Annotated in this window: 24 protein-coding genes, 1 tRNA gene and 1 other annotated feature; of the genes, 19 read left to right on the forward strand and 6 right to left on the reverse strand. The window is 37.2% G+C overall.

All coding sequences use genetic code 11. The features are described from left to right. Positions 1 to 32 precede the first annotated feature (32 nt). Positions 33 to 1,055 (forward strand): low-specificity L-threonine aldolase, encoded by a 1,023-nt coding sequence (gene ltaE / locus IHV09_RS06805; RefSeq protein WP_197263910.1) that lies wholly within the window; start codon positions 33 to 35, stop codon positions 1,053 to 1,055. Between the two features lie 219 nt (positions 1,056 to 1,274). On the opposite strand, the gene IHV09_RS06810 is transcribed toward ltaE, so the two are convergent. Further along, complete coding sequence (locus IHV09_RS06810) at positions 1,275 to 2,729, reverse strand: amidase family protein (RefSeq protein ID WP_197263911.1); 1,455 nt, start codon at positions 2,727 to 2,729, stop codon at positions 1,275 to 1,277. 139 nt (positions 2,730 to 2,868) lie between these two features. Continuing rightward, positions 2,869 to 3,609 (reverse strand): DUF6081 family protein, encoded by a 741-nt coding sequence (locus IHV09_RS06815; protein WP_197127881.1) that lies wholly within the window; start codon positions 3,607 to 3,609, stop codon positions 2,869 to 2,871. 188 nt (positions 3,610 to 3,797) lie between these two features. On the opposite strand from IHV09_RS06815, the gene IHV09_RS06820 reads away from it, so the two are divergent. From IHV09_RS06820 to IHV09_RS06870, 11 genes are all read left to right on the forward strand, one after another. Continuing rightward, positions 3,798 to 4,082 (forward strand): hypothetical protein, encoded by a 285-nt coding sequence (locus tag IHV09_RS06820; RefSeq protein WP_197127882.1) that lies wholly within the window; start codon positions 3,798 to 3,800, stop codon positions 4,080 to 4,082. Positions 4,083 to 4,181: 99 nt separating this feature from the next. Further along, positions 4,182 to 4,556, forward strand: coding sequence for a DUF2203 domain-containing protein (locus IHV09_RS06825; protein ID WP_197263912.1), 375 nt, complete (start codon positions 4,182 to 4,184; stop codon positions 4,554 to 4,556). Between the two features lie 79 nt (positions 4,557 to 4,635). Then, positions 4,636 to 4,710, forward strand: a tRNA-Arg gene (locus IHV09_RS06830). Between the two features lie 135 nt (positions 4,711 to 4,845). Then, positions 4,846 to 5,754: a rhodanese-related sulfurtransferase gene (locus IHV09_RS06835; protein ID WP_197264152.1), complete on the forward strand. Its 909-nt coding sequence runs from the start codon at positions 4,846 to 4,848 to the stop codon at positions 5,752 to 5,754. Between the two features lie 128 nt (positions 5,755 to 5,882). Continuing rightward, positions 5,883 to 6,203, forward strand: coding sequence for a hypothetical protein (locus IHV09_RS06840; RefSeq protein WP_197127884.1), 321 nt, complete (start codon positions 5,883 to 5,885; stop codon positions 6,201 to 6,203). After that, complete coding sequence (locus IHV09_RS06845) at positions 6,196 to 6,570, forward strand: kinase-associated lipoprotein B (protein ID WP_197127885.1); 375 nt, start codon at positions 6,196 to 6,198, stop codon at positions 6,568 to 6,570. The genes IHV09_RS06840 and IHV09_RS06845 overlap by 8 nt, the downstream gene beginning before the upstream one ends. A gap of 53 nt (positions 6,571 to 6,623) precedes the next feature. Then, positions 6,624 to 7,445, forward strand: coding sequence for an ammonia-dependent NAD(+) synthetase (gene nadE, locus IHV09_RS06850; RefSeq protein ID WP_197263913.1), 822 nt, complete (start codon positions 6,624 to 6,626; stop codon positions 7,443 to 7,445). A 90-nt stretch (positions 7,446 to 7,535) separates the two neighbouring features. Beyond that, positions 7,536 to 7,787 (forward strand): hypothetical protein, encoded by a 252-nt coding sequence (locus IHV09_RS06855; RefSeq protein ID WP_137789510.1) that lies wholly within the window; start codon positions 7,536 to 7,538, stop codon positions 7,785 to 7,787. A gap of 209 nt (positions 7,788 to 7,996) precedes the next feature. After that, entirely contained in the window at positions 7,997 to 8,863 is an 867-nt protein-coding gene (gene dat / locus IHV09_RS06860) for a D-amino-acid transaminase (protein WP_197194341.1), read from the forward strand. A gap of 21 nt (positions 8,864 to 8,884) precedes the next feature. After that, positions 8,885 to 9,457, forward strand: coding sequence for a DUF502 domain-containing protein (locus IHV09_RS06865; RefSeq protein WP_197127888.1), 573 nt, complete (start codon positions 8,885 to 8,887; stop codon positions 9,455 to 9,457). Positions 9,458 to 9,547: 90 nt separating this feature from the next. After that, positions 9,548 to 10,762 carry a DUF2515 family protein gene (locus tag IHV09_RS06870; protein WP_197263914.1) on the forward strand — a complete coding sequence of 405 codons (1,215 nt, stop codon included), beginning with the start codon at positions 9,548 to 9,550 and terminating at the stop codon, positions 10,760 to 10,762. Positions 10,763 to 10,771: 9 nt separating this feature from the next. On the opposite strand, the gene IHV09_RS06875 is transcribed toward IHV09_RS06870, so the two are convergent. Further along, the gene (locus tag IHV09_RS06875; protein ID WP_197194339.1) at positions 10,772 to 11,170 is read right to left on the reverse strand and encodes a hypothetical protein; all 399 of its coding nucleotides are present in this window, start codon (positions 11,168 to 11,170) and stop codon (positions 10,772 to 10,774) included. A 159-nt stretch (positions 11,171 to 11,329) separates the two neighbouring features. Between IHV09_RS06875 and IHV09_RS06880 the strand changes: the two genes are divergently transcribed. Further along, on the forward strand, positions 11,330 to 11,986 hold the full coding sequence (locus tag IHV09_RS06880) for a GDSL-type esterase/lipase family protein (RefSeq protein ID WP_197263915.1): 657 nt from the start codon (positions 11,330 to 11,332) through the stop codon (positions 11,984 to 11,986). A gap of 135 nt (positions 11,987 to 12,121) precedes the next feature. Here IHV09_RS06880 and proC read toward each other — a convergent pair whose 3' ends face one another. Continuing rightward, positions 12,122 to 12,961, reverse strand: a complete 840-nt coding sequence (proC, locus tag IHV09_RS06885; RefSeq protein WP_197127892.1) for a pyrroline-5-carboxylate reductase — start codon at positions 12,959 to 12,961, stop codon at positions 12,122 to 12,124. 135 nt (positions 12,962 to 13,096) lie between these two features. On the opposite strand from proC, the gene IHV09_RS06890 reads away from it, so the two are divergent. Further along, complete coding sequence (locus tag IHV09_RS06890) at positions 13,097 to 13,504, forward strand: group-specific protein (protein ID WP_197263916.1); 408 nt, start codon at positions 13,097 to 13,099, stop codon at positions 13,502 to 13,504. On the opposite strand, the gene IHV09_RS06895 is transcribed toward IHV09_RS06890, so the two are convergent. After that, on the reverse strand, positions 13,486 to 14,310 hold the full coding sequence (locus IHV09_RS06895) for a GDSL-type esterase/lipase family protein (RefSeq protein ID WP_197263917.1): 825 nt from the start codon (positions 14,308 to 14,310) through the stop codon (positions 13,486 to 13,488). The genes IHV09_RS06890 and IHV09_RS06895 overlap by 19 nt on opposite strands. Before the next feature lie 90 nt (positions 14,311 to 14,400). Between IHV09_RS06895 and IHV09_RS06900 the strand changes: the two genes are divergently transcribed. Beyond that, positions 14,401 to 15,345: a DMT family transporter gene (locus IHV09_RS06900; RefSeq protein ID WP_197263918.1), complete on the forward strand. Its 945-nt coding sequence runs from the start codon at positions 14,401 to 14,403 to the stop codon at positions 15,343 to 15,345. A gap of 73 nt (positions 15,346 to 15,418) precedes the next feature. Then, positions 15,419 to 16,381 (forward strand): peptide-methionine (S)-S-oxide reductase MsrA, encoded by a 963-nt coding sequence (gene msrA / locus IHV09_RS06905; RefSeq protein WP_197127896.1) that lies wholly within the window; start codon positions 15,419 to 15,421, stop codon positions 16,379 to 16,381. A gap of 17 nt (positions 16,382 to 16,398) precedes the next feature. Here the strand turns inward: msrA and IHV09_RS06910 are convergent, their stop codons facing one another. After that, positions 16,399 to 17,760: an MATE family efflux transporter gene (locus tag IHV09_RS06910; RefSeq protein WP_197263919.1), complete on the reverse strand. Its 1,362-nt coding sequence runs from the start codon at positions 17,758 to 17,760 to the stop codon at positions 16,399 to 16,401. An 87-nt stretch (positions 17,761 to 17,847) separates the two neighbouring features. Between IHV09_RS06910 and IHV09_RS06915 the strand changes: the two genes are divergently transcribed. The 3 genes from IHV09_RS06915 (at position 17,848) to rarD (ending at position 21,150) form a co-directional block, all read left to right on the forward strand. Next, on the forward strand, positions 17,848 to 18,129 hold the full coding sequence (locus IHV09_RS06915) for a hypothetical protein (protein ID WP_197263920.1): 282 nt from the start codon (positions 17,848 to 17,850) through the stop codon (positions 18,127 to 18,129). 47 nt (positions 18,130 to 18,176) lie between these two features. Then, positions 18,177 to 18,381, forward strand: a binding site (T-box leader). A gap of 46 nt (positions 18,382 to 18,427) precedes the next feature. Then, complete coding sequence (gene argS / locus IHV09_RS06920; RefSeq protein WP_197263921.1) at positions 18,428 to 20,110, forward strand: arginine--tRNA ligase; 1,683 nt, start codon at positions 18,428 to 18,430, stop codon at positions 20,108 to 20,110. A gap of 104 nt (positions 20,111 to 20,214) precedes the next feature. Further along, positions 20,215 to 21,150: an EamA family transporter RarD gene (gene rarD, locus IHV09_RS06925; RefSeq protein ID WP_197263922.1), complete on the forward strand. Its 936-nt coding sequence runs from the start codon at positions 20,215 to 20,217 to the stop codon at positions 21,148 to 21,150. Positions 21,151 to 21,164 lie beyond the last annotated feature (14 nt).

Consider the following 21,164-nt stretch of genomic DNA (forward strand, 5'->3'; position numbering starts at 1 on the left):
AAAAGATACGAAAAAACCGGATGAGGTGGAATATGATTGATCTTAGAAGTGACACGTTAACACAACCTACTAAAGAAATGAGAGACGCTATCTACACGGCTACAGTTGGTGATGATGTTTATGGAGAGGATCCAACAATCAATAAGCTTGAGAAGCTTGCCGCTGAGATCACTGGAAAAGAAGCTGCTTTGTTTGTAACAAGCGGAACACAAGGAAATCAATTGGCGGTGCTTGCTCAATGTTCACCCGGAGATGAGATCATCGTTGAATCAGAGTCTCATATATTCTTTTATGAAGGAGCAGCTATCTCTGCATTAGCAGGTGTTCAGCCAAGAGTAATAACAGGTGTTCGAGGAGAGATGGATCCTGCTTTAGTCAAACAAGCGATTCGTTCTGATGATATCCATTTTCCGGATACATCGCTGATTTGTCTCGAGAATACCCATAACCGTTCAGGTGGATCTGTTGTTTCGTTAGATAACATGAAGAGCATTTATGATGTGGCTAGAGATGCAGGTATTCCTGTTCACATCGATGGGGCGAGACTTTTTAATTCTGTCGTTGCAACGAACAAGAATGTGAAGGATTTTACCCAATATTGTGATTCCGTTCAGTTCTGCTTATCTAAAGGATTAGGGTCACCAGTAGGTTCTATTCTGGCAGGAGAACGGAGATTTATCGATAAAGCCCGTAAGTGGAGAAAACGTCTAGGCGGGGGGATGAGACAAGCTGGTTTCTTAGCGGCTAGTGGAATCATTTCATTAACAAAAATGGTCGACCGATTAGCTGAAGATCATGATAAAGCACGAAAGTTAGCAGGTGCCATTGAAGATATGAACGGACTAGCATTAGTGAATAGACCTGATACCAATATAGTAATCGTCAATATTGAAAAAACAAAACAGAGAAATGAAGAGTTTTTAGAAAGACTAAAACAAGAGGGAGTTCTTGCCGTATCGTTCGGTGAAGGTCAGATCCGGTTAACAACGCATTATGATGTTAGTGATGCAGATATCGATCATGCAATCTCTGCATTAAAAGCAGTAGTAGGGTAATATAACGTATAGTTTTAACTGAAAAAAGAGCTGAAAATAGAAGGATGAGCCTCTTCAAGAAGGCTCATCCTTTGTTTTGTTAAGGCAATCTTATGTAAGTTTTGTCGCTTTTGGAAGTAGTTGATCTCCATTCCAATCAATAGACAACGGAAAAACGACAATCATTTAGAAAAGAGAGTTATAAAGAAACATGTTGGCGAATTAAATCATTCATGTCTATTAAAATACTACAGGAACTCTCTTTTGAGAAATCTGTTCGAAGACATAAGCTGTATGTATCAATTTTTTTTCGGAGTATGCTTCTCCAGTAAAGATAACACTAAGTGGTAACCCATCATCATCAAACCCAGAAGGAACTGAAATGGAAGGATATCCTGCTTTGGCAGGAATAGCATACCATACGTCATTTGGACTGATGAGAGCCGTTAAGTTATGTTTTTTAATAACAAGATCTATTCCTCTATTTTGCGTCATCTCAAGATCGTTTAATCTCGCTTTAAGATATTCTGGACTCGTTAATGTTCCTTCAGTCATATTGCTATCTAACAACAGCTCTTGGTTGTGCTTTAAACACTTTTCCTTATTCTGTACATTAAAATCTATGACATCAGATAAAGAGGAGATCTTAATCTCTGATGAAACAGAACGTAAATAATGGTTAAGACCACTCTTGAACTCGTGTAAGAGCACTTTATAATCTGATTCATTATTCTCTAAAGGTGAGATCTGATCTAAATAAATAATTTCCCCACCTTCATCCTCAATGAGCTTTAATGCTTCATCGAAGACTGACCTTTGTGTATGATTTAAATGCTTAATGCAAAATTCGTAAGATACACCAAATCGTTTGCCTTTTAAAGTGGCTTGTTCTAATCCTTCTATATAGTTACAATGCTGTGGAGCGGACAATGTTGCAGCATCTAGTGGATCATTTCCCTGTATAGCTTCAAGGAGAATCGCAGCATCTTTAACATTTCGTGCCATGGGACCAGCCGTGTCTTGACTGATTGAAATCGGAATGATACCTGATCGAGAGACTAAACCAACAGTTGGTTTGATCCCAACGATATTATTATTTCCAGCGGGACATAGGATAGAGCCTGAAGTTTCAGTTCCTATGCTAAGTGCAGCAAAATTACTGGCGACAGCAGCAGCTGAGCCTGAACTAGATCCACTCACATCCAATACTCCTGGTCCATATGGATTAAGTACTTGTCCTCCTCGTGAACTAAAACCGTTAGGCATATCATATGCCATGAAGTTAGCCCACTCCGTCATATTTGCTTTTCCGATGATGACTACACCAGCATTTCTCAACTTCTTAACGACAAAAGCATCACTTTTGGCATAATGGTTCTCTAAAGCCAGAGAACCTGCACTCGTATGCATCTGATCGGCAGTGTCGATGTTATCTTTAATGATGACAGGAACACCGTGTAGAGGTCCTCGAACTTTGCCGTTCTGTCTTTCAAAATCCAAACTTTTCGCAATGAATAATACATCAGGGTTGATCTCTAATACGGAGTTGATCATAGGTCCTTGTTTATCGTAGTTAGAGATGCGATCAAGATAAAACATGACCAGTTCAACTGATGTTAAGTCACCGTTCTCAAAATAATGCTGTACCTTTTCAAGTGTGATCTCATTTAAATCCAACACAATATTTTGTGACATTTTGCCGCTTCCTCTCTTAATTACTCAATACTTATTATATAAAACTGTCGCAAAAAAAGGAATTTTCAAAGTATTTATAGAATAAATAAAAAAAGGCCCGCATCATGCAGACCTTTAAAGGATTTAGCCGATTTCTGTATTATTCACTTATCAATACTTTCATAGGTGACCATTCACCGATAATCCCTTGACCATGAAGGGATGTACTTCCTTCAGAAGATAGGTCTTTTTCGGTCATCAGTCCTAATGCTACCGTGAACTCATTGAATTTGATCGGCACGTGTTTTTCGGTTCGAACAATATTTCCGTTCACAGAGAATATAACCTCATCGCCTGAACGATTGTATGTGATTTGGTATTCGTTCCATTCTCTTTGATTAAATTCTTGTTCTTCTTTAAAGATACAAAAGTATCTTGTTTTATCTGTCTCAGGTACGGAGACACCTGGAAATGGGAGTACGGCATAGACGCTAGCATATTTATCGTTACCTGCAAAGAAATCAAGTGCTGCTCCTGTCGTAAAATCTAATAAGTTTACAGAAACAAAACCATCATACAGGTCATTTGCATTCGTTCCGATCGGACGTGAACGCATCTTCCACTGAAAGGTGACTGTTCCGTCTTGTGGCACTTTGATCGGTTCATTTGAATAATACATGTGTTTTGCATTATCTAAGAACTGAACAGAAGGGTGGGATTTAGTGAAAGGATTTACTCTCACATACAGTTCGTCATTTCGAACGATAACGACTGCCTCAGGCTCTCTAAACTCATGGAAGGATCCATCTGGAAGAGGGAAACCTCCGATCCTCCATGTTTCGGATTCAGACAGTATAGAATGGAAATTACCAAGTGTGATTTCATTTTGATGTTTTTTCATTAAACACAGCTCCTAGTTAATTGCTTATAAACATATTTAATCAAATTAAGATTGATGAGGCAAATGCAAGCTTTTCTATTAATACCCGTCCAAAAAAAACTAGTTTTCTAGGATGGACAAGTATAATTCAGAAAAAACTGAATAATAATGGTATTAAGAGCTCGCAAATTAAAGGGAGGGTGTTCTCTATGAAAACGGTATCTCAAATTAATTTACGAAAAGAAAAGGAAAAAACGTTCACAAGCGATGATAGAATTATGTTGTTTATAACAAAGTTCCATCTAAAATCAAAACGGGATAAATGGTTGACATTAAGGCTTCTGCTTAGAAGAGGATCTGTGGATTTAGTTGAGCAAATATTAATCAGCTCAGAGTACAGAAGAGATTTTCCAGAATTACTTGAAGATGAAACAGTTAGAGATTTTTATTTAGACTTAAAGAATCCTAAGAAAGAAATATGTCTTACCGTTTAACCTTTTGGTGACCCAAAAGGTTTTCTTCTTGTCATTTTTGTGTGCAAAGTATTTATCATTTGATATAATACGAACAAGAAGATGAAGGAGTCCGATGTAATGAAGCGCTATACATTAGAAGAAGCCAACCAATTGCTTCCAGTCCTCTCAAAAGAGTTTGATTCTCTGCATAACTTACAAAGAGAGTTTGACTTGTGGTATGAATCTTTTCAGCAAGTCGAACCTCAGTTGAATGCAGAAGAAAAAGCTGCTTGGGAAAAAAGAATTCAATTCATGGAACTTGAAGCTGAAATGTTTATCTCAAATATTTTGTCTCATGGTGTATGGTTTGAAGATGCTTTTTCTTCTACACTCCATTTCCCAGCTATTTTAAATGGAGAAAAAGGTGTATTCAAATGGCATCCAGAAGAACCAGTCATTACTGTTTATGAGAGTGTAGAAGAAAAAATGGATCTGCTTCATTTGGTAAATTAAGGTTTGTTTATTTAATTCATGTAAAAAATACTTGTTTTATTCTTTGAAAAAGCTTATGATATTATTCGTGACGTAATTAGCGCCTATAGTGAAATGGATATCACACGAGATTTCGGCTCTCGTATTCTGGGTTCGAATCCTGGTGGGCGCGCCACTTCCAATTAAATATCTCGAATATCGGTTAGACCGGTACTCACCACGGGGAAGGCTATTGGGACCGGTGGTTTTTTATTTGGCGTCGCAAAAATAAACTAACGTTGCAGGTTGGTGATTAATTGTGTCAGAAAAAATGAGAGTACTATTGTATTACAAGTATGTTCCGATCGATGATCCAGAGAGCTATAAAGACGAACATTTAAAGTTCTGTAAAGATCTAGGTCTTTTAGGAAGAATCATCGTTGCTCCTGAGGGAATCAATGGAACTGTGTCAGGAACGTATGAACAGACTCAAATCTATATGGATCATCTAAAAGCGGATCCGCGATTTGAAGATATTGTTTTTAAAATAGATGAAGTAGAAGAACATACATTTAAGAAGATGTTTGTTCGCCATAAGAAGGAACTAGTAACGTGGCGCTTTAAAGATGATGTTGACCCGAACCAGTTATCAGGTAAACGTTTATCTCCAAAAGAATTTTACGAAGCGCTCCAAGATGAAGATGTAATCGTAATTGATGGTCGTAACGACTATGAATATGAGATCGGACACTTTCGTGGTGCCATCCGTCCAGATGTAAAAGCTTCAAGAGACTTTCCAAAATGGGTACGCGAAAATATTAGCGAGTTTAAAGATAAAAAAGTGTTAACGTACTGTACAGGTGGAATCCGCTGTGAAAAGTTCTCAGGCTTTCTTCTTCAAGAAGGTTTTCAAGATGTATCACAGCTTGAAGGCGGAATCGTAACGTACGGTAAAGATGATGAAGTTCAAGGAAAGCTTTGGGATGGCAAACTTTATGTGTTTGATGAACGAATCTCTGTTCCCGTTAACCGTACAGAAGAAGATGTAGTGATCGCTACATGTTATTATTGCGGAAAGACAGAAGACCGTTACGTGAACTGTGCAAACCCAGAATGTAATAAACAACATGTTTGCTGTACGGAGTGTGAAGTGAAGCATAAGCGTTCTTGTTCGAAAGAATGTTTAGATCACCCGCGTAACCGTTATGAGACAGAACAAAAAGAACAACAAACTGTTTAAGCTACAAAGCCAGTGATAATACTGGCTTTTTTTATTTTCCTGTTTTAAAGTTAACGGTATATAGATGACTTTTTATTCAAAATGGAATGCAAAAACAGCGTAAAAGAGTGATTAAAGAGGTGATAGAGATGAATAATAAAGCAAACGATGTTTCTGAACAAGTGATAAGTAATTATCAAAAAGATGAAGGTATGATGATCATCATTTACGCTCAATGGTGTGTGAATAATAAGCTTGATCCTAAAGGTGTCTATCTTAAAGCGTATCCAGATCAAAGTAATAATGAGTATGTAATGCATATGCTAGAGCAAACTGTGTCGATAGAAGAAGCAGAGCATATCCCTCATGATACTGTACTACAAGTTTTATCGTTATTCGGCAATGAAGACCTTGCCTTTGTAGTGTCTAATGAAATCAATGCGATGAAGGAGACAAAAAGGGATGAATAATGAAAACCTTGTACTCGCAAGTTATAAAACCGGGCAGTATATAGGAAAAGCAGGAGAAGAGCGTAACCAGATGGTGTTATTTGAAGTTTTGGCAGTAAAACACCACCCTTGGCAAGGTGATCTTCATAACCCTAAACAAGCAGATGTCCCATTTTTCCAAGAAAGAAGAGCGTTAAGTTATGGAGAGAAAACATGGGTGCCCGTTCATACGATCAAAAGCTACGATGGTGAACTTCCCTCCTACAAAGAATCTTTAAAACATGCCTTAAATCAGTACATAGACAAGTTAGAAGTGGACGGTAGTCCTTGGGCAAAACGCTCTTTGGACTGTTTATTTTCATTAGAAAAAGACTATAAGCTTGATTAAAAGTGGATAGACAGTGGAAAAAAGATATTATAGACCAAAAGGTGGCGATAGAATTGGAACTTCAAAAACAGATTATTTCAGAGTTGAAAGTGGAACCAAAAATTGATGTAAAGAAAGAGATTAAATCCAGAATTCAATTTTTAAAGGACTATGTAAAAAAATCTGGTGCAAAAGGGTATGTTCTTGGCATCAGTGGTGGACAAGACTCAAGTCTTGCTGGTAAATTAGCTCAGATTGCTATGAACGAACTAAAGGGTGAAACGGGAGAAACATATACTTTTGTAGCGGTTAGACTTCCATATGGCGTACAAAAAGATGAAGAAGATGCTCAGCGTGCTCTAAAATTCATCGAGCCAGATGTATCTTTAACCGTAGATATTAAACCGGCTGTTGATGCTTCAATGAGTGCCTTTACAAAGGCAACTGAAAAAGAACTTTCTAACTTTCTAAAAGGGAACACGAAAGCACGCGAAAGAATGAAAGTTCAATATGATATTGCAGGCGCTTATCAATGTTTGGTCATCGGTACAGATCATGCAGCAGAAGCGATAACGGGCTTCTTTACAAAACATGGTGACGGAGCATGCGACCTCGTTCCATTGTACGGATTAAATAAAAGACAAGGTAGAGAGCTGTTAAAAGAACTAGGTGCAGAGGAGCGACTCTACTTAAAAGTACCTACAGCTGATCTTGAAGACGACAAGCCGCTGATTCCTGATGAAACAGCACTCGGAGTAACATATGAAGAAATCGATGACTACCTGGAAGGAAAGGAAGTTTCTTCGTCATCTAAAGAAAAAATTGAAAAAAGATACATCCAGACGATGCATAAGAGAAACCATCCTGCGTCCGTTCACGATACGTGGTGGAAGTAAGAGTAGAGCACCTGGGAAACCAGGTGTTTTTGTTTTGCCGCTTTTAGGTTATACTTGTTCTTGGAATAAAGGGGAAGGGGATACATAACTTTGAGTAAAACGGCTAAGATCATCATCTCATTAGGTATCGTATTTTTAGCATATTTTGTTTATGATACTATTAATCGCGAGAACGAAAGAAAAGATCGATTAAATGTTATCGACGAGCATTTTAAGAAACCTTTTAAAATTGAGGAAGAGTTGAAAGAACAGTATGATAATGATTTCTTGATCGAAATGGACAAGGAACTATATATCGTTACAGTAGAGGATCATAAAGTTGTTAAAACAGTAAAGCAATAATGAGAATGAAACCGCTTATAAAAGCGGTTTTTTGTTTGATTGCTGGTATGATGTTTTAACCTGGAAATCGAGCAACCCGTATTGAAATTCAACGATCTTCAAAGCAACGGTGAATACTGACAAAGTGATACTTGAAGGCATCCACTTTTTCATTTAAAGTAGATGAAAGCTCAACTGTATACATATTATAGTGATGGGGTGGTAAAATCATGGAAAATTCATACGTTTTGTATCATGATCAAATTATTAAAGACGGATCGATACCAGTTGATCCCGAAGACAGAGGCTACCTTTTCGGAGATGGAATCTATGAAGTGGTATTTGTTTATGACAAAAAACCTTTTGCGTTTAAAGAGCATTTCGCGAGGTTTGAACAAAGTGCAAAGAAACTTGAACTAGCAATGCCCTATGATGTTTCTACGTTTAAAAAGCTTACAGATGAACTGATCAGTAAGAACAACATTGAGAATGGAATGGTCTACATTCAGATGACTCGTGGAGTCGCACCCAGAAATCATCTTTATGAAAGAAATATGCAAAGTGTTGTAACAGGTTTTGCAAAATCCGTTTCACTTGAAAACATTGCGAAATCTCAAGCAAGTGGAATCAGCACGTATCTAACAGAAGATATCCGTTGGTTGCGCTGTGACATTAAAAGCTTAAACCTACTTGGCAATGTGATGGCAAAACGGAAAGCTGCAGATTTTGACTGTCAAGAAGCGATTCAGCACAGAGATGGAACAGTAACAGAAGGGTCTTCATCCAACGTATTTATCGTAAAAAATGGAACATTGAAAACACATCCAAGTACAAATCTGATCTTAAATGGTATCACTCGACAAATCGTGATTACATTAGCACTAGAAAATGGCATCTCCGTTCTAGAAGAAGCATTCTCTGTAGATGACCTTTTAAACGCAGACGAGGTTTTCATTACAAGTACAACGATGGAAGTAACACCAGTGACGAAACTTGTAGGCTCAGAGAATCAAACATACGACATTGGTCCTGTAACACTTAAACTGCAAGACCACTTTAAGAGACAGATAAAAAAGAATACTTCTGTCGTTAACTAGTCTTAAATTGTAGGGGAAAATATGAAAAAAATACTCAAGTATTTTATAAATGGACTGCTGACTATCCTTCCGATCGTGTTAGCTGTTTATCTGATATATAAGATTTTTGGATTTTTAGACAGCATCCTTGGAAACTTATTAAAAGATGTTCTAAAAGAAGATTATATACCAGGCATCGGACTTATCACGACGCTTTTACTGATTACTGTCTTGGGTTGGATGTCTACTCAATATGTATCAGGAAAGTTATTTAGTCTTATCGATCGCGTGCTAGAGAAGACACCTTTTGTTAAGACGATTTATTCTGTGATAAAAGATACGATCCACTCTCTTTTTGGAGAGAAAAGATCTTTTTCCAAAGTAGTGCTGATTGAATATCCGGAACTGAATGTAAAAAGTGTAGGTTTTGTTACGACTGAAGATGTAAGTAGTTTAAGTGATGAGTTGAGAGATCACGTTGCTGTTTACATCCCTCAAACGTTTCAGATTGCAGGTTTCACTTTTTTAGTACCAAAAGACAAGATCAAAGTTCTTGATGTAAAACCTGAAGATGCCATGAAGTTTTTATTATCTGGTGGTGTAGCAACTAAATAAAATAGTCGATGAACAAACACCCTTGTAACGGAAAGGGTGTTTTTCGTTTACTTTTTTCATACATTGAAAGAAAAGGAGGGTGTTAAGCTGATGACATCAAAACGGTTATTTACAAAATTAACACTCATCCCGTTCGAAATGTTCATAAATGCCTTTCCCTTTTTTCATAGAGAAAAAGTAATCTGGCAACTCAGTAAAGAGCAGAGGATGTTGCTACAAGATGAATGGAAAAGAATAAAAAGAAGAAACGGAGAAGTTAAGATAAATCTTCAAAGCAATAGCAAAGAGTTAGTTCGAAGAATCAGAGAAGAGACGAAACGCTATAACAAAAATAATGTCACACGTACCACAGCTTATTTAACGTTCTATAATAAACATCCTGAGATCTCATGGTCATTTTTAGCTCATATGGTTTCTAGAAACGCTGGATATTTTATGAGTGATCTTAAAGGAGAGTTCTTACCACACATTCTTGAAGAAACATTTCTAACAAAATTGTACGACATGCTTGAAAAAGGAAACAGTATGATTTTTGAGGATGCTTATCCTCAACTGCTTTTATACGAAGAGAGTAAAAGAACAGGAATATCTCTGTTTCATCTTAGTCATCATTTCAACATTTCTCCATTTATTGAAGGCGTTTGGGAGATTTATATACGCCAAGAACATCAGGGCTTTTTACTTCCTGTCGCACAGATTATTAATGAACAAAGTCATATTGAAAAAGCACTTGTTCAAACAGAAGAATATAAAGAGTTATTAAATTCTATCACATATCGTCTACAAGAATGGCTGAAACTTTCGCAAATATTGTTTCCTACATGGCCGTTGAAACAATCAATTGGAAGAAACATGAACCATTTTAAGAACCTTGATGAAAGAATTCGGTTGGGACAAAATTTATACTCCACATTATTTCAAACACAGTTTGCAACGAACATACACAGGTTTGCGAATGCTATTCCTCATACGGGATCGCGATGTGATTATGATCACAAAAGTTTTACTGCTATCTATCCTTCTCCGGATAAGTTTCCTAAAGAAAAGCTCTCTTTTTTCAAAGTGAAAAATAACACGAAAATATATAGTCCATTTCTTCTAGATGTATGGAAGCACAACTGTAGTGGACCATATCTTGGTTCGAATTGGTTTGATGATGAAGAGTATGTATTAAAGAAGATGAAGTTAGTGAATAAACCTTCTCCCTCCACATGGATGACGTATTGGTCTGGTCTACACAAAATAGAGTCTGTATTTCTCTTTAATCGATATTATAAGATGCTCAAAAAAAATAGAAACCTTTGATAAAGGCTTCTATTTAAAAAAGGAAAGGATGTTACCCATTTGCTGTGCAAGCCCCATCACTTGATTTGCTCCGCCCATCATTTTTCCGAAGTTAAGTCCAGATCCTTGATTGTTCGGCATCATACCCATTGAATTTTGATTGCCTTGACTCTGCTGTTGGTTAAATGGCATACCTTGCATCATTGGATGTGGCATCGCACCAGGTGGCATCATTGGCATCATATATGGCATGAATGGCTGTTGAGTTAATCCTTGTGAATATTGCTGCTGTGGCATAGAAGCTGGAGCTGCTGGAGCGTATGGCGGTCTGCCGGGTACCGTTTGGCTATTTGCATATCCCTTTGCAGTTGGTGTAGTAAAAGGGTCGTATCCGCCATATGGGAACATTCTTACAGATTTCTCTTTCAAAAAAAATCACCTCATAATAGTTTCTATATATGTATATTCAACGAATGAAAAAGGGACATAACCCTTTCGTGGAAGTGATGAAAACGCCCTGTCCAAATTTAAAACACATCATATTTTAATAATAGAAATGTGTGCTTTGAAAAGGAGGATAAGGGATTTATGTCTGATGAACATACTTCATGTGAATGGCTGTTAACGGCGATCGGTGATTCCTTAACTGTTGGAGTAGGAGCACCGGTGTTCGGCAAAGGATATGTTGGAAGATTTGTAAACTTCACACAAACTACTTTTGATAAGCACATCTTAGTAAAAAACTTCGCAGTAACGGGTACAACTTCCGAAGAAATATTAAATTCCTTAAGCGATAAAGAGATCAAACGGTCGATTAAGGATTCTAAAATCATATTAATCACAGCTGGTGGTAACGATCTTATTCAAGCGGCTTTTAAATATATGTTTACGAAAGAAGAAGAATTGATCGATCATGCTTTAGAAAATTGCAAAAAAAATCTAAACAAAATTTTTAAGAAGATCTATAAATTAAAAAGAAACTCAACAGAGCCGTTTATCATCAGAATATGCACGTTGTATAACCCGTACTTTAAATGGAGTAAAGCCATGCAATGGGTCAACATGTTTAACGATTTGATCAAGAGCTATGAGAAGATGCCATATGTGAAAGTAGCAGATCTATACAGTGTCTTTATGGGAAGAGAGAGTGAGCTCGTCTGTTTTGATACGATTCATCCAAACAAAAAAGGCTATCAAGTCATAGCCGTTTCACTGTTTGATTTAGGTTTTCCTGAAATTGAGTGATAAAATGTTCCGCACTCAAACTCACTAAAATTTCACGTACCGTAAGCGTATTCTATTTTAAAAAAATAAAAACAGTTAATAAACTAAAAAAAGAGGAGCTGCCACAATAATGAGAGCTCCTCTCCGGAATTTTAATTACATAACAGGAACTTTTTCAAATTCTTTTCTAAGTGATCTGGAACGTTTTGCAGCATGTTCCACGGCTTTTTCAATGGCAACACCACCGCCATTTTCTGCAAGTGCATCAAGTCCTGCCGCAGTCGTGCCGTTTGGTGAGGTCACTTTCTTTCTTAGTTCAGCTGGAGAGTCATCGGACTCCATAACCATCTTACTTGCTCCATAAAGTGTCTGAGCTGCAATATCACGGGCTAGTTCACGATCAAGACCGTTTTCTACAGCGACATCTTCCATATGTTCAAGCAAGTAATAAAAATACGCAGGTCCACTACCGGCTATTCCAGTGAAAACATCCATCTGTTTCTCAGATATAATTTTCACCTTGCCAATAGCTTTCGACAATTCTTGAGCTAAATCCAAATCTTCATTTTTTACATACTTACCGGCACTAATACCTGTAATGGATTCACCAATCATACTCGATGTATTAGGCATGACACGAATGATAGGTAAAGATCTGTCTAGGATCTCCTCTATATACGTTGTTGAAATTCCGGCAAGAACGGATAAAATGACATGGTGATCTTGAAGTGCGGGTCGAAGTTGTTGAAGAACTTCTTCCGCTTGTTTTGGTTTTACCGCAAGAATAATCACGTCTGTATTCGTTAATGAGAGTTCTTGAACTGAAGTTGTCGTAATGTTATATCTGTTCGTTAGTTCTAATCTTCTGTTTTCATTCGTGTGGTTCGCGGCTATGATTCGATCAGGAGAAATTTTGGCTTTGTTGATCAATCCTGATATCATTGCTTCTGCCATTGAACCTGCACCAATAAAAGTAATATTTCTGTATTTTAACATGCAACCCCTCTTTCAATGATTTTACTTATTTATAAAGTACTATGTTAACATGTTCACAAATAGATGCAAGTCGTTATATCCATTTCCACTGGATTGTAATATGATTTTTACATAAGAAACAAAGGAGGAGCGTGAATGAAATTTTATGTGGCTTCGGGATTTCAAAATATAGAACGTGTAAAAAAGTTAGGTAAAGATCTGCAAAATAAACTTCATTGGCAGCTTACATATGATTGGACTGTTAACGATAGAGCAGAGACGAAAGAAGATCTGGCTGAAATAGGGATAAAAGAATATGAAGCAGTCATGGAAGCTGATATAACAATCGTGATCTTACCTGGTGGGAAAGGGTGTCATACTGAACTGGGTATTGCTTTAGGGAATAAGAAAATCGTTGTTTTGCACGATCCGGAAGGTGTGTTGCAAAAATTATCTGAAGCAACTACATTTTATTTTCTACCACAGATTATACATTGGAATGGGGTAGTAGAAGAACTGCCTGCATTGTGCAGCTCTTCTGAACCTTATCGAGCCTCTTTATAAGATTGATTTTGAAATGTTGTAACGGTTTTGGCAGCGATCCGATCGTATCCTTCTTCATTTGGATGGATGGAATCGTACAACCATTTATCCATATCGTCTGTTTGAAGAGCATCGCTAACGGGAACTACCAAAGCTGGCTTGTGTGAAAGTGCTGTTTCGTATGCGATTAAATTCCAATCATTCAATAGTTTTTCCGTCGCTGGGTAATATTTTTGTTCAGCATTAACAACGTTATACAGTTCATTCAACACTATTATTGCGTTAGGGTTATGTTTTCTGATGTTTTCGAAAATATCATTTAAGTTTTGCTTATAATCAGATTTAACATCATCGTAACTTTGTATAGCTTTTAGTGGACCTTGTTTCTTTGCAATTTGTACGAGGTCATTACCGCCAATATTTATTGAAATGATGTCTGCTTTCTCTACAGATTGCTGAACAGCTGGAATGTTCAGTTGATTCAGTAAGCCTTTACTCGTAAAACCAGAAACACCTTGATTTTCGAGAATAAAGGTTTTTTCTGTTAAGTCCTGCAGGTTGTCATTCACTTTGTTAGCGAAACCACCTTGCTCAGAGCCTCTTCCTTCAGCTACTGAATCGCCTAGCACGAGGTGATTCAAAGTGGATTTTGGAGAATTCTTTAGATATTGAAGATAAGTGATTTGTTTCGAATCTGATGAATCACTTTGATCGATCACAGATTCTTTCTTGATCTGGTTTATCTTATATTGCGGATAATAATACCACCCGGCTGCACTTATGACTAATAGCAAAGCAAACAAGGAGATGATATATCTTTTTTTCATATATATCCTCCTGTAACATATTTTTTTAAAAATAAAAGTATTAGTTATAGATAATATCATAAATATGCCTAGAAAGTGAAAGGTGACCACTTGAATAATAATTCACTAAAGATACCTGTATTTATTCCATTAATAATTGGGATCATCGCAATATCGTTTTCTTCTATTTTTGTTAAATGGTCAGATGCACCTGTTTCTGTTCAAGGAATGTATCGATTATTATTTACATTGATCTTGATGTTTCCATTCGTTTGGAAACAAGTTCGTTTTTTGAAAAAAATGACTTGGCAAGAAGGCTTTTTGTTATTTTTATCAGGAACCTTTCTAGCTCTTCATTTTTTGTTTTGGATGGGATCTTTGAAATTAACTACCGTTGCAAGCTCTACGATACTGCTTTCTTTACAGCCTGTTTTTGTAATGATAGGAGCATACATAGCGTTTCGCGAAAGAACTTCAAAGGCAGCAATCATTGGGATGGTTGTTGCGATCGTTGGGGCTATTATGATTGGTTGGGGAGATATTGGCATCTCAATAAAACATATTCAAGGAGATGTTTTATCTATTTTAGGAACGATTGTAGTTGCAGCTCATATGCTGATCGGTCAAAAGCTTCTAAGAACATTTCCTGCTACACTTTATAGTTTTTCTGTATTTTTTGTTGCTGTCATTGTTTTTGGAATCTATAATTTGACTTTGTCTATACCGATGACTGGGTATCCAGAGAAAGAATGGGGGATCTTTGTACTGCTTGCCATCATACCAACTGTATTTGGACATGTATTGTTCAATTGGCTATTAAAATATGTAACAGCTGCTACGATATCAATGGCAATCTTAGGTGAACCAGTTGGGGCAACTTTGTTAGCTTACCTATTACTTGATGAATCACTAACTCTTTCCCAATGGAGTGGTGGTGCTATCGTGTTAGCGGGGCTGTATTACTTCTTGCAAAATACGCGAAAACAAAATAGACGTTCAACTCCTGCACCGATCAAGCCACCAGTAACATCAGGTCCAATTGTAAAAAAAGGGTAAGAGCCTTTTTCTATGCTTTTTATGGGCATTCTTATATGATGAAACAAACAGATGAAAAAAGGAGATTGATCTCATGAGTAACTATGCAAAAGCTACTTTTGCTGGAGGATGCTTTTGGTGTATGGTCACACCATTTGAAGAGTGGCCAGGCATCATTTCTGTAGAATCAGGCTATACAGGTGGTCACAAAGAAAATCCAACTTATAAGGAAGTCTGCAGCGAAACAACCGGCCATTTTGAAGCCGTTCAAATCACATTTGATCCATCCATCATTTCGTATGAAAAAATCGTCTCAGTTTTTTGGAAACAAATTGATCCTACTGATGCTGGCGGACAATTTTACGATCGTGGAGATTCGTACCGTACTGCCATTTTTTATCATGATGAAGAACAAAAAACGGTCGCTGAAAAATCAAAAAAGGAATTAGAAGAGAGCGGTCGATTCGACAAGCCGATCGCAACTTTAATTTTACCTGCTGATACGTTTTATTCTGCTGAAGAATATCACCAGGATTATCATAAAAAGAATCCTTTTCATTACAAACGCTATCGCCAAGGCTCAGGGCGAGATGCCTTTATCAAATCACACTGGGTAGATAGTGGGCAAAAAGAAGAAATACTAAAAACCCTTAATCCTATGCAATATAACGTTACACAAAAAGATGCAACAGAACCTCCTTTTCAAAATGAATTTTGGAACCATACAGAAGAAGGGATCTACGTGGATATCGTTTCTGGGGAGCCTCTTTTCAGTTCTTTAGACAAATTTGATAGCAGCTGTGGCTGGCCTAGTTTTACAAAACCTGTTCGTTCATCTACTGTCGAAGAAAAGGAAGATTTATCTCACGGTATGATCAGGACGGAAGTGAGAAGTAAGGATGCAGATTCTCACTTAGGACATGTATTCACAGATGGTCCAAGAGATCAAGGTGGATTAAGATATTGCATCAATTCTGCAGCACTTCGTTTTATTCCTAAGAACGAACTTAAAGAAAAAGGATATGGAGAATACCTCACTCTGTTCGAACAAAAATAAACCAGCCTTGAGCTGGTTTATTTTTGTTCAGAAGAGGAATAAGAATGTGATTGTATATATTTTAATCGAGCAAATAAAATGATAGCGCCAGCTGAAAGACCAGATATCAATCCGATCCAATACCCATATGCACCAAGCGACGTAAAATTAGCTAGGTAGTATCCAACCGGTAGACCGAGCACCCAGTATGAGATAAATGAAAGCATAAAGGTGACATTTACATCTTTATAGCCTCTTAGTGCACCTTGAATCGGAGCGCCTATAGCGTCAGCTAGTTGAAAGAACACCGCATACCATAAGAACGAAGTCGTAATTTGAATGACTTCTGGTTCTTTTGAATAGATTCTCGCTACTTGTTCATCGAACACCATTAAGAGACCAGAGAGAATTAGGGCAAAGCCAACAGCCGTAACGATTCCTATATAGCTATACTGTGCGGCATCCTTAAAGCGTTTCGCGCCTACTTCATAACCAACTGCAATCGTGAGCGCAAAAGAGATACTCAAAGGCAGCATATATAAGAATGAAGCAAAGTTTAGTGCAGCTTGGTGAGCAGCGATTGTTATCGTGTTGAAATCACTCATTAAAAGTGTAACAGCAGCAAATATACTTACTTCAAAGAAGATGGCAAGACCAATCGGAACGCCGATCTTCAACTGTTCTTTCCAAGCAGTTAAAGAAGGTTTATAGAACGTTCGAAACAGTTTATATCTTCTGAACGGGTTCATGTTAACAACGATCATAACGGTTATAATTGCAGTTACCCAATACGTTATTGCTGTTGCCACACCAGCACCTACACCACCTAATTCGGGAAAACCACCTTTACCGAATATGAATAAGTAGTTAAAGATAGCATTTACGGGTAATCCAATCAGTGTGATAAACATCGTAATTCTAGTTTGACCTAAAGCGTCGATGAAAGATCGAAGTGCACCATATAAAAACAGCGGCATGATGCCGAACGATAATGCGATTAAATAGCCTCTTGCAACATTTTCTACTTCTTTTTCGAGAGACATCGCACCTAAAATGGGATCTAACACAACTGATCCTAATGCAACAACGATGACTGAAATTACGACCGACAAGTAAACAGCTTGCATGACGGACCGGGGCACATTTTTTGTATTCTTAGCTCCTTCAAGCTGTGAAACAATAGGTGTTAATGCCATTAGGATACCATTTAGTCCAGTGAAGATCGGAACCCATAAACTCGATCCGATAGCTACACCTGCTAGTTGATCTGCACCTGAACGGCCGCTCATTACCGTATCTAAGAAATTCATGGCATATAAGCCTAACTGAGTGATCAATACGGGGATCACCAGTATTAAGAAATTTTTATATTTACTTCTTAACGAATATGTCTGTATCATCTGCATACTTCCTTTAGTAGTTAAACTGTCAATTCGAGACAATGAATTATATCATAAAACATAACTAATATACGTGAAGGAGAAACTATGAGTGTTCAATTTCTTTTTGAAGTTCAATCTGTTCTGCCAGGAGAGCAAAGCAACGAAAAAATTGTACTGGTTTCAACAGAGCTTTTATATAGAAGCAGTGGAGAAACAATCTATACAGGTATAATCCCGGTTAGAGTAACTGAGCATGGAGTGTTTGTATCGGTCCCAGCAGTTACAGCTGCCTTCAACTCAAAGTATTTACGAACGGAAACGTTATTTCGGTTAAAACGATACATTAAACGAATGAGAGATTACTTGGATTTTGATAAAAAGGAATAAGTTGACTTTTTGCTTTTACCTTCATATAATATGAAAAACTATATGTCAGAACATTTATGAAAAAGAGAGTAGTCTGTAAGGATGTTATATAGCGAGCAAGGGATTGGTGTAAGCCTTGCACAACCTTCAGACGAAGCGCACTTTGGAAATGTTTGCTTGAAAACGAAGTAGAGCAAACCGGGACTTCCCGTTAACAAGTCAAGTGGCCTTTAGGCAATGAGAGTGGTACCGCGGTTAATTTCCGTCTCTTCTATTAATTTAGAAGAGGCGGATTTTTTTATTTTAGGGAGGTTAAAGAATGAACGGTAAAAAAGTATTTGCAGCTTATTTAAAAGAAAAAATTGGTAGTGAACTATCTTTCGAAGAAATTGATTCCGCTATTGAAAAACCTAAACAAATCCAACAAGGTGATCTAGCATTTCCTTGTTTTCAATTAGCTAAGATCTATAAGAAGTCTCCAAATGAAATCGCAACAACGTTAGCTGGTGGAACGAGTCAAGATGCGTTTGAGAAAATTGAAGTTGTTGGAGGCTACGTGAATGCTTTTTTAAATAAAAAAGTAGCTGCTGTATCGCTGTTAACTCAAATATTAAAGGAGAAAAATAACTATGCAAATCATCGTTTTGGTAATCAAAAGACAATCGTTATCGATCTTTCTTCTCCTAATATTGCAAAGCCTTTCTCAATGGGACACTTGCGTTCAACAGTAATTGGTTCCTCAATAGCCGCGATCAGTGAAAAATGTGGGTACACGACATTTAAAATTAATTATATAGGTGATTGGGGTACACAATTTGGTAAATTAATCTGTGCGTACTTAAAATGGGGGTTGGAAAATAAGGTAAAAGATAATCCGATCGGAGAGCTGACTAAACTTTACGTTCGCTTTCATGAAGAAGCTGAAAAAGATCCTTCGTTAAATGATGAAGGGAGAATGTGGTTTAAGAAATTAGAAGATAATGATCCCAAAGCAAAAGAATTATGGATTTGGTTTAAAGAAGCATCCTTAGACGCATTTCAGAACATCTATAAATTATTGGATGTCCATTTCGATTCTTATAACGGTGAAGCGTTCTTTAACGATAAGATGGAAGCTTCCGTAAAAGCCCTGCAAGAAGAGAATTTGTTAGAACTCTCTGATGGTGCCCAGGTTGTAAGAGTAGGTGAAGATCTACCACCGTGTTTGATCAAAAAAACGGACGGCGCCACTCTGTATGCTACACGTGACATTACTGCTGCCATCTATAGAAAGAAAACCTATGACTTTGACGAGGCATTTTATGTTGTCGGACACGAACAATCTCTACATTTTGAACAAGTGAAACGCGTATTGAAAAAGCTTGGACACGATTGGGCTGATCACATGCATCATGTTCCTTTCGGGCTTATTTTACAGAATGGTAAAAAGATGAGTACACGAAAAGGAAGAACTGTACTATTAGAAACTGTTATCTTAGAAGCAGTAAAGTTAGCAGAACAAAATATTAGAAGTAAAAATCCTGAACTCCAAGATTTACAGAATGTCGCACGTCAAGTAGGGGTAGGCGCGGTTATTTTTCATGATTTAAAAAATGAAAAAGGAAACGATGTGGAATTCTCGCTTGATACGATGCTTAAATTTGAGGGCGACACAGGGCCGTATGTGCAGTATACAGCTGCTCGAATACAGACAATATTAAATAAAGGAAATTTTAACGGAAGTGTTCCGAAAGAGTTGTCCATCGAATTAGAAAGCTGGGAGATCATATCTGTATTAAATGAATTCCCTGAAGTTGTTGAACAGGCATTTCGCAGAAAAGAACCATCTGTTATTTCAAAATATGTTTTAAAGTTATCTCATAAATTCAATCACTACTATGCAAATGTGAAAATATTAAATACTAAAGAAACCCCGGAACGACTTGCGTTATGTGCAGCAGTTCAAATCGTCCTGAAAGAAGGATTACGATTATTAGGCGTTCAAACACCGAATAAAATGTAAAGTTACCCGTTATTTTGCTGCGAAGTTTATTTAGTAGCAAATCATCTAGAATCCGTTATATAATCTTATAACTTCATATAAATTATGGGATCGAGGAACGGACAATGAATTTAAATGAACATACGAAGGGTATATGGTATGCCGCTTTTTCTTATTTAATATGGGGATTCCTTCCACTGTATTGGAAACCACTTCAATCAGCAGGATCCGTTGAGATTTTTGCACACCGCATCTTATGGTCTTTTCTTTTAATGATCGCTGTAATGTTCTTATTAAATAAGAAAAACGCTCTTACAAGAGATGTAAAAGTGCTCTTTGGTAATAAGAAACAATTTCTATCTGTATTTACCGCTTCACTATTAATAAGCGGGAATTGGGTCATGTATATTTGGGCCGTCAATACAGACCATGTTGTTGAAGCTAGCTTAGGCTATTATATTAATCCACTTGTTAGTGTAATTCTGGGCATGCTTGTATTGAAAGAAAAATTAAACAGCTGGCAGCTCGTATCCTTTGTATTAGCCGCATGTGGAGTTTTTCTATTAACGTGGCAACATGGAGAGTTCCCTTGGGTAGCTGTTTCTCTAGCTCTTTCGTTCGGCCTGTATGGACTTGTAAAAAAACTTGGGAGTTTTGACTCGTTAACGGGCTTAACATTTGAGACGATGTTTGTCTTTCCATTAGCTCTCATTTATTTGATCTATCTTCAATGGAACGGGGAGGCGTCATTTATTTCTGGAGGCACTTCTACGACACTACTTTTATGGGGAGCTGGACTTGTGACTGCAGTACCATTACTTTGCTTTGCGCAAGGTGTAAAGCGGATCTCTATGACGATGATCGGTTTTCTACAATACATTGCTCCCACTATCATGCTCGTATTAGGTGTATTTTTGTATCATGAAACATTTAGTCAGATTCATGTCATTTCATTTACCTTGATATGGATCGCGCTCCTTATTTTTACGGTCAGCAAAACAAAATGGGCAAATTATCTCATAAATCGTAAAAAACAAAATTCACTTTCTGCGAAAATATAGTATAATGGCAATGA

This window comes from Fictibacillus sp. 23RED33 (genome assembly GCF_015903925.1).
Lineage (GTDB): Bacteria > Bacillota > Bacilli > Bacillales > Fictibacillaceae > Fictibacillus > Fictibacillus phosphorivorans.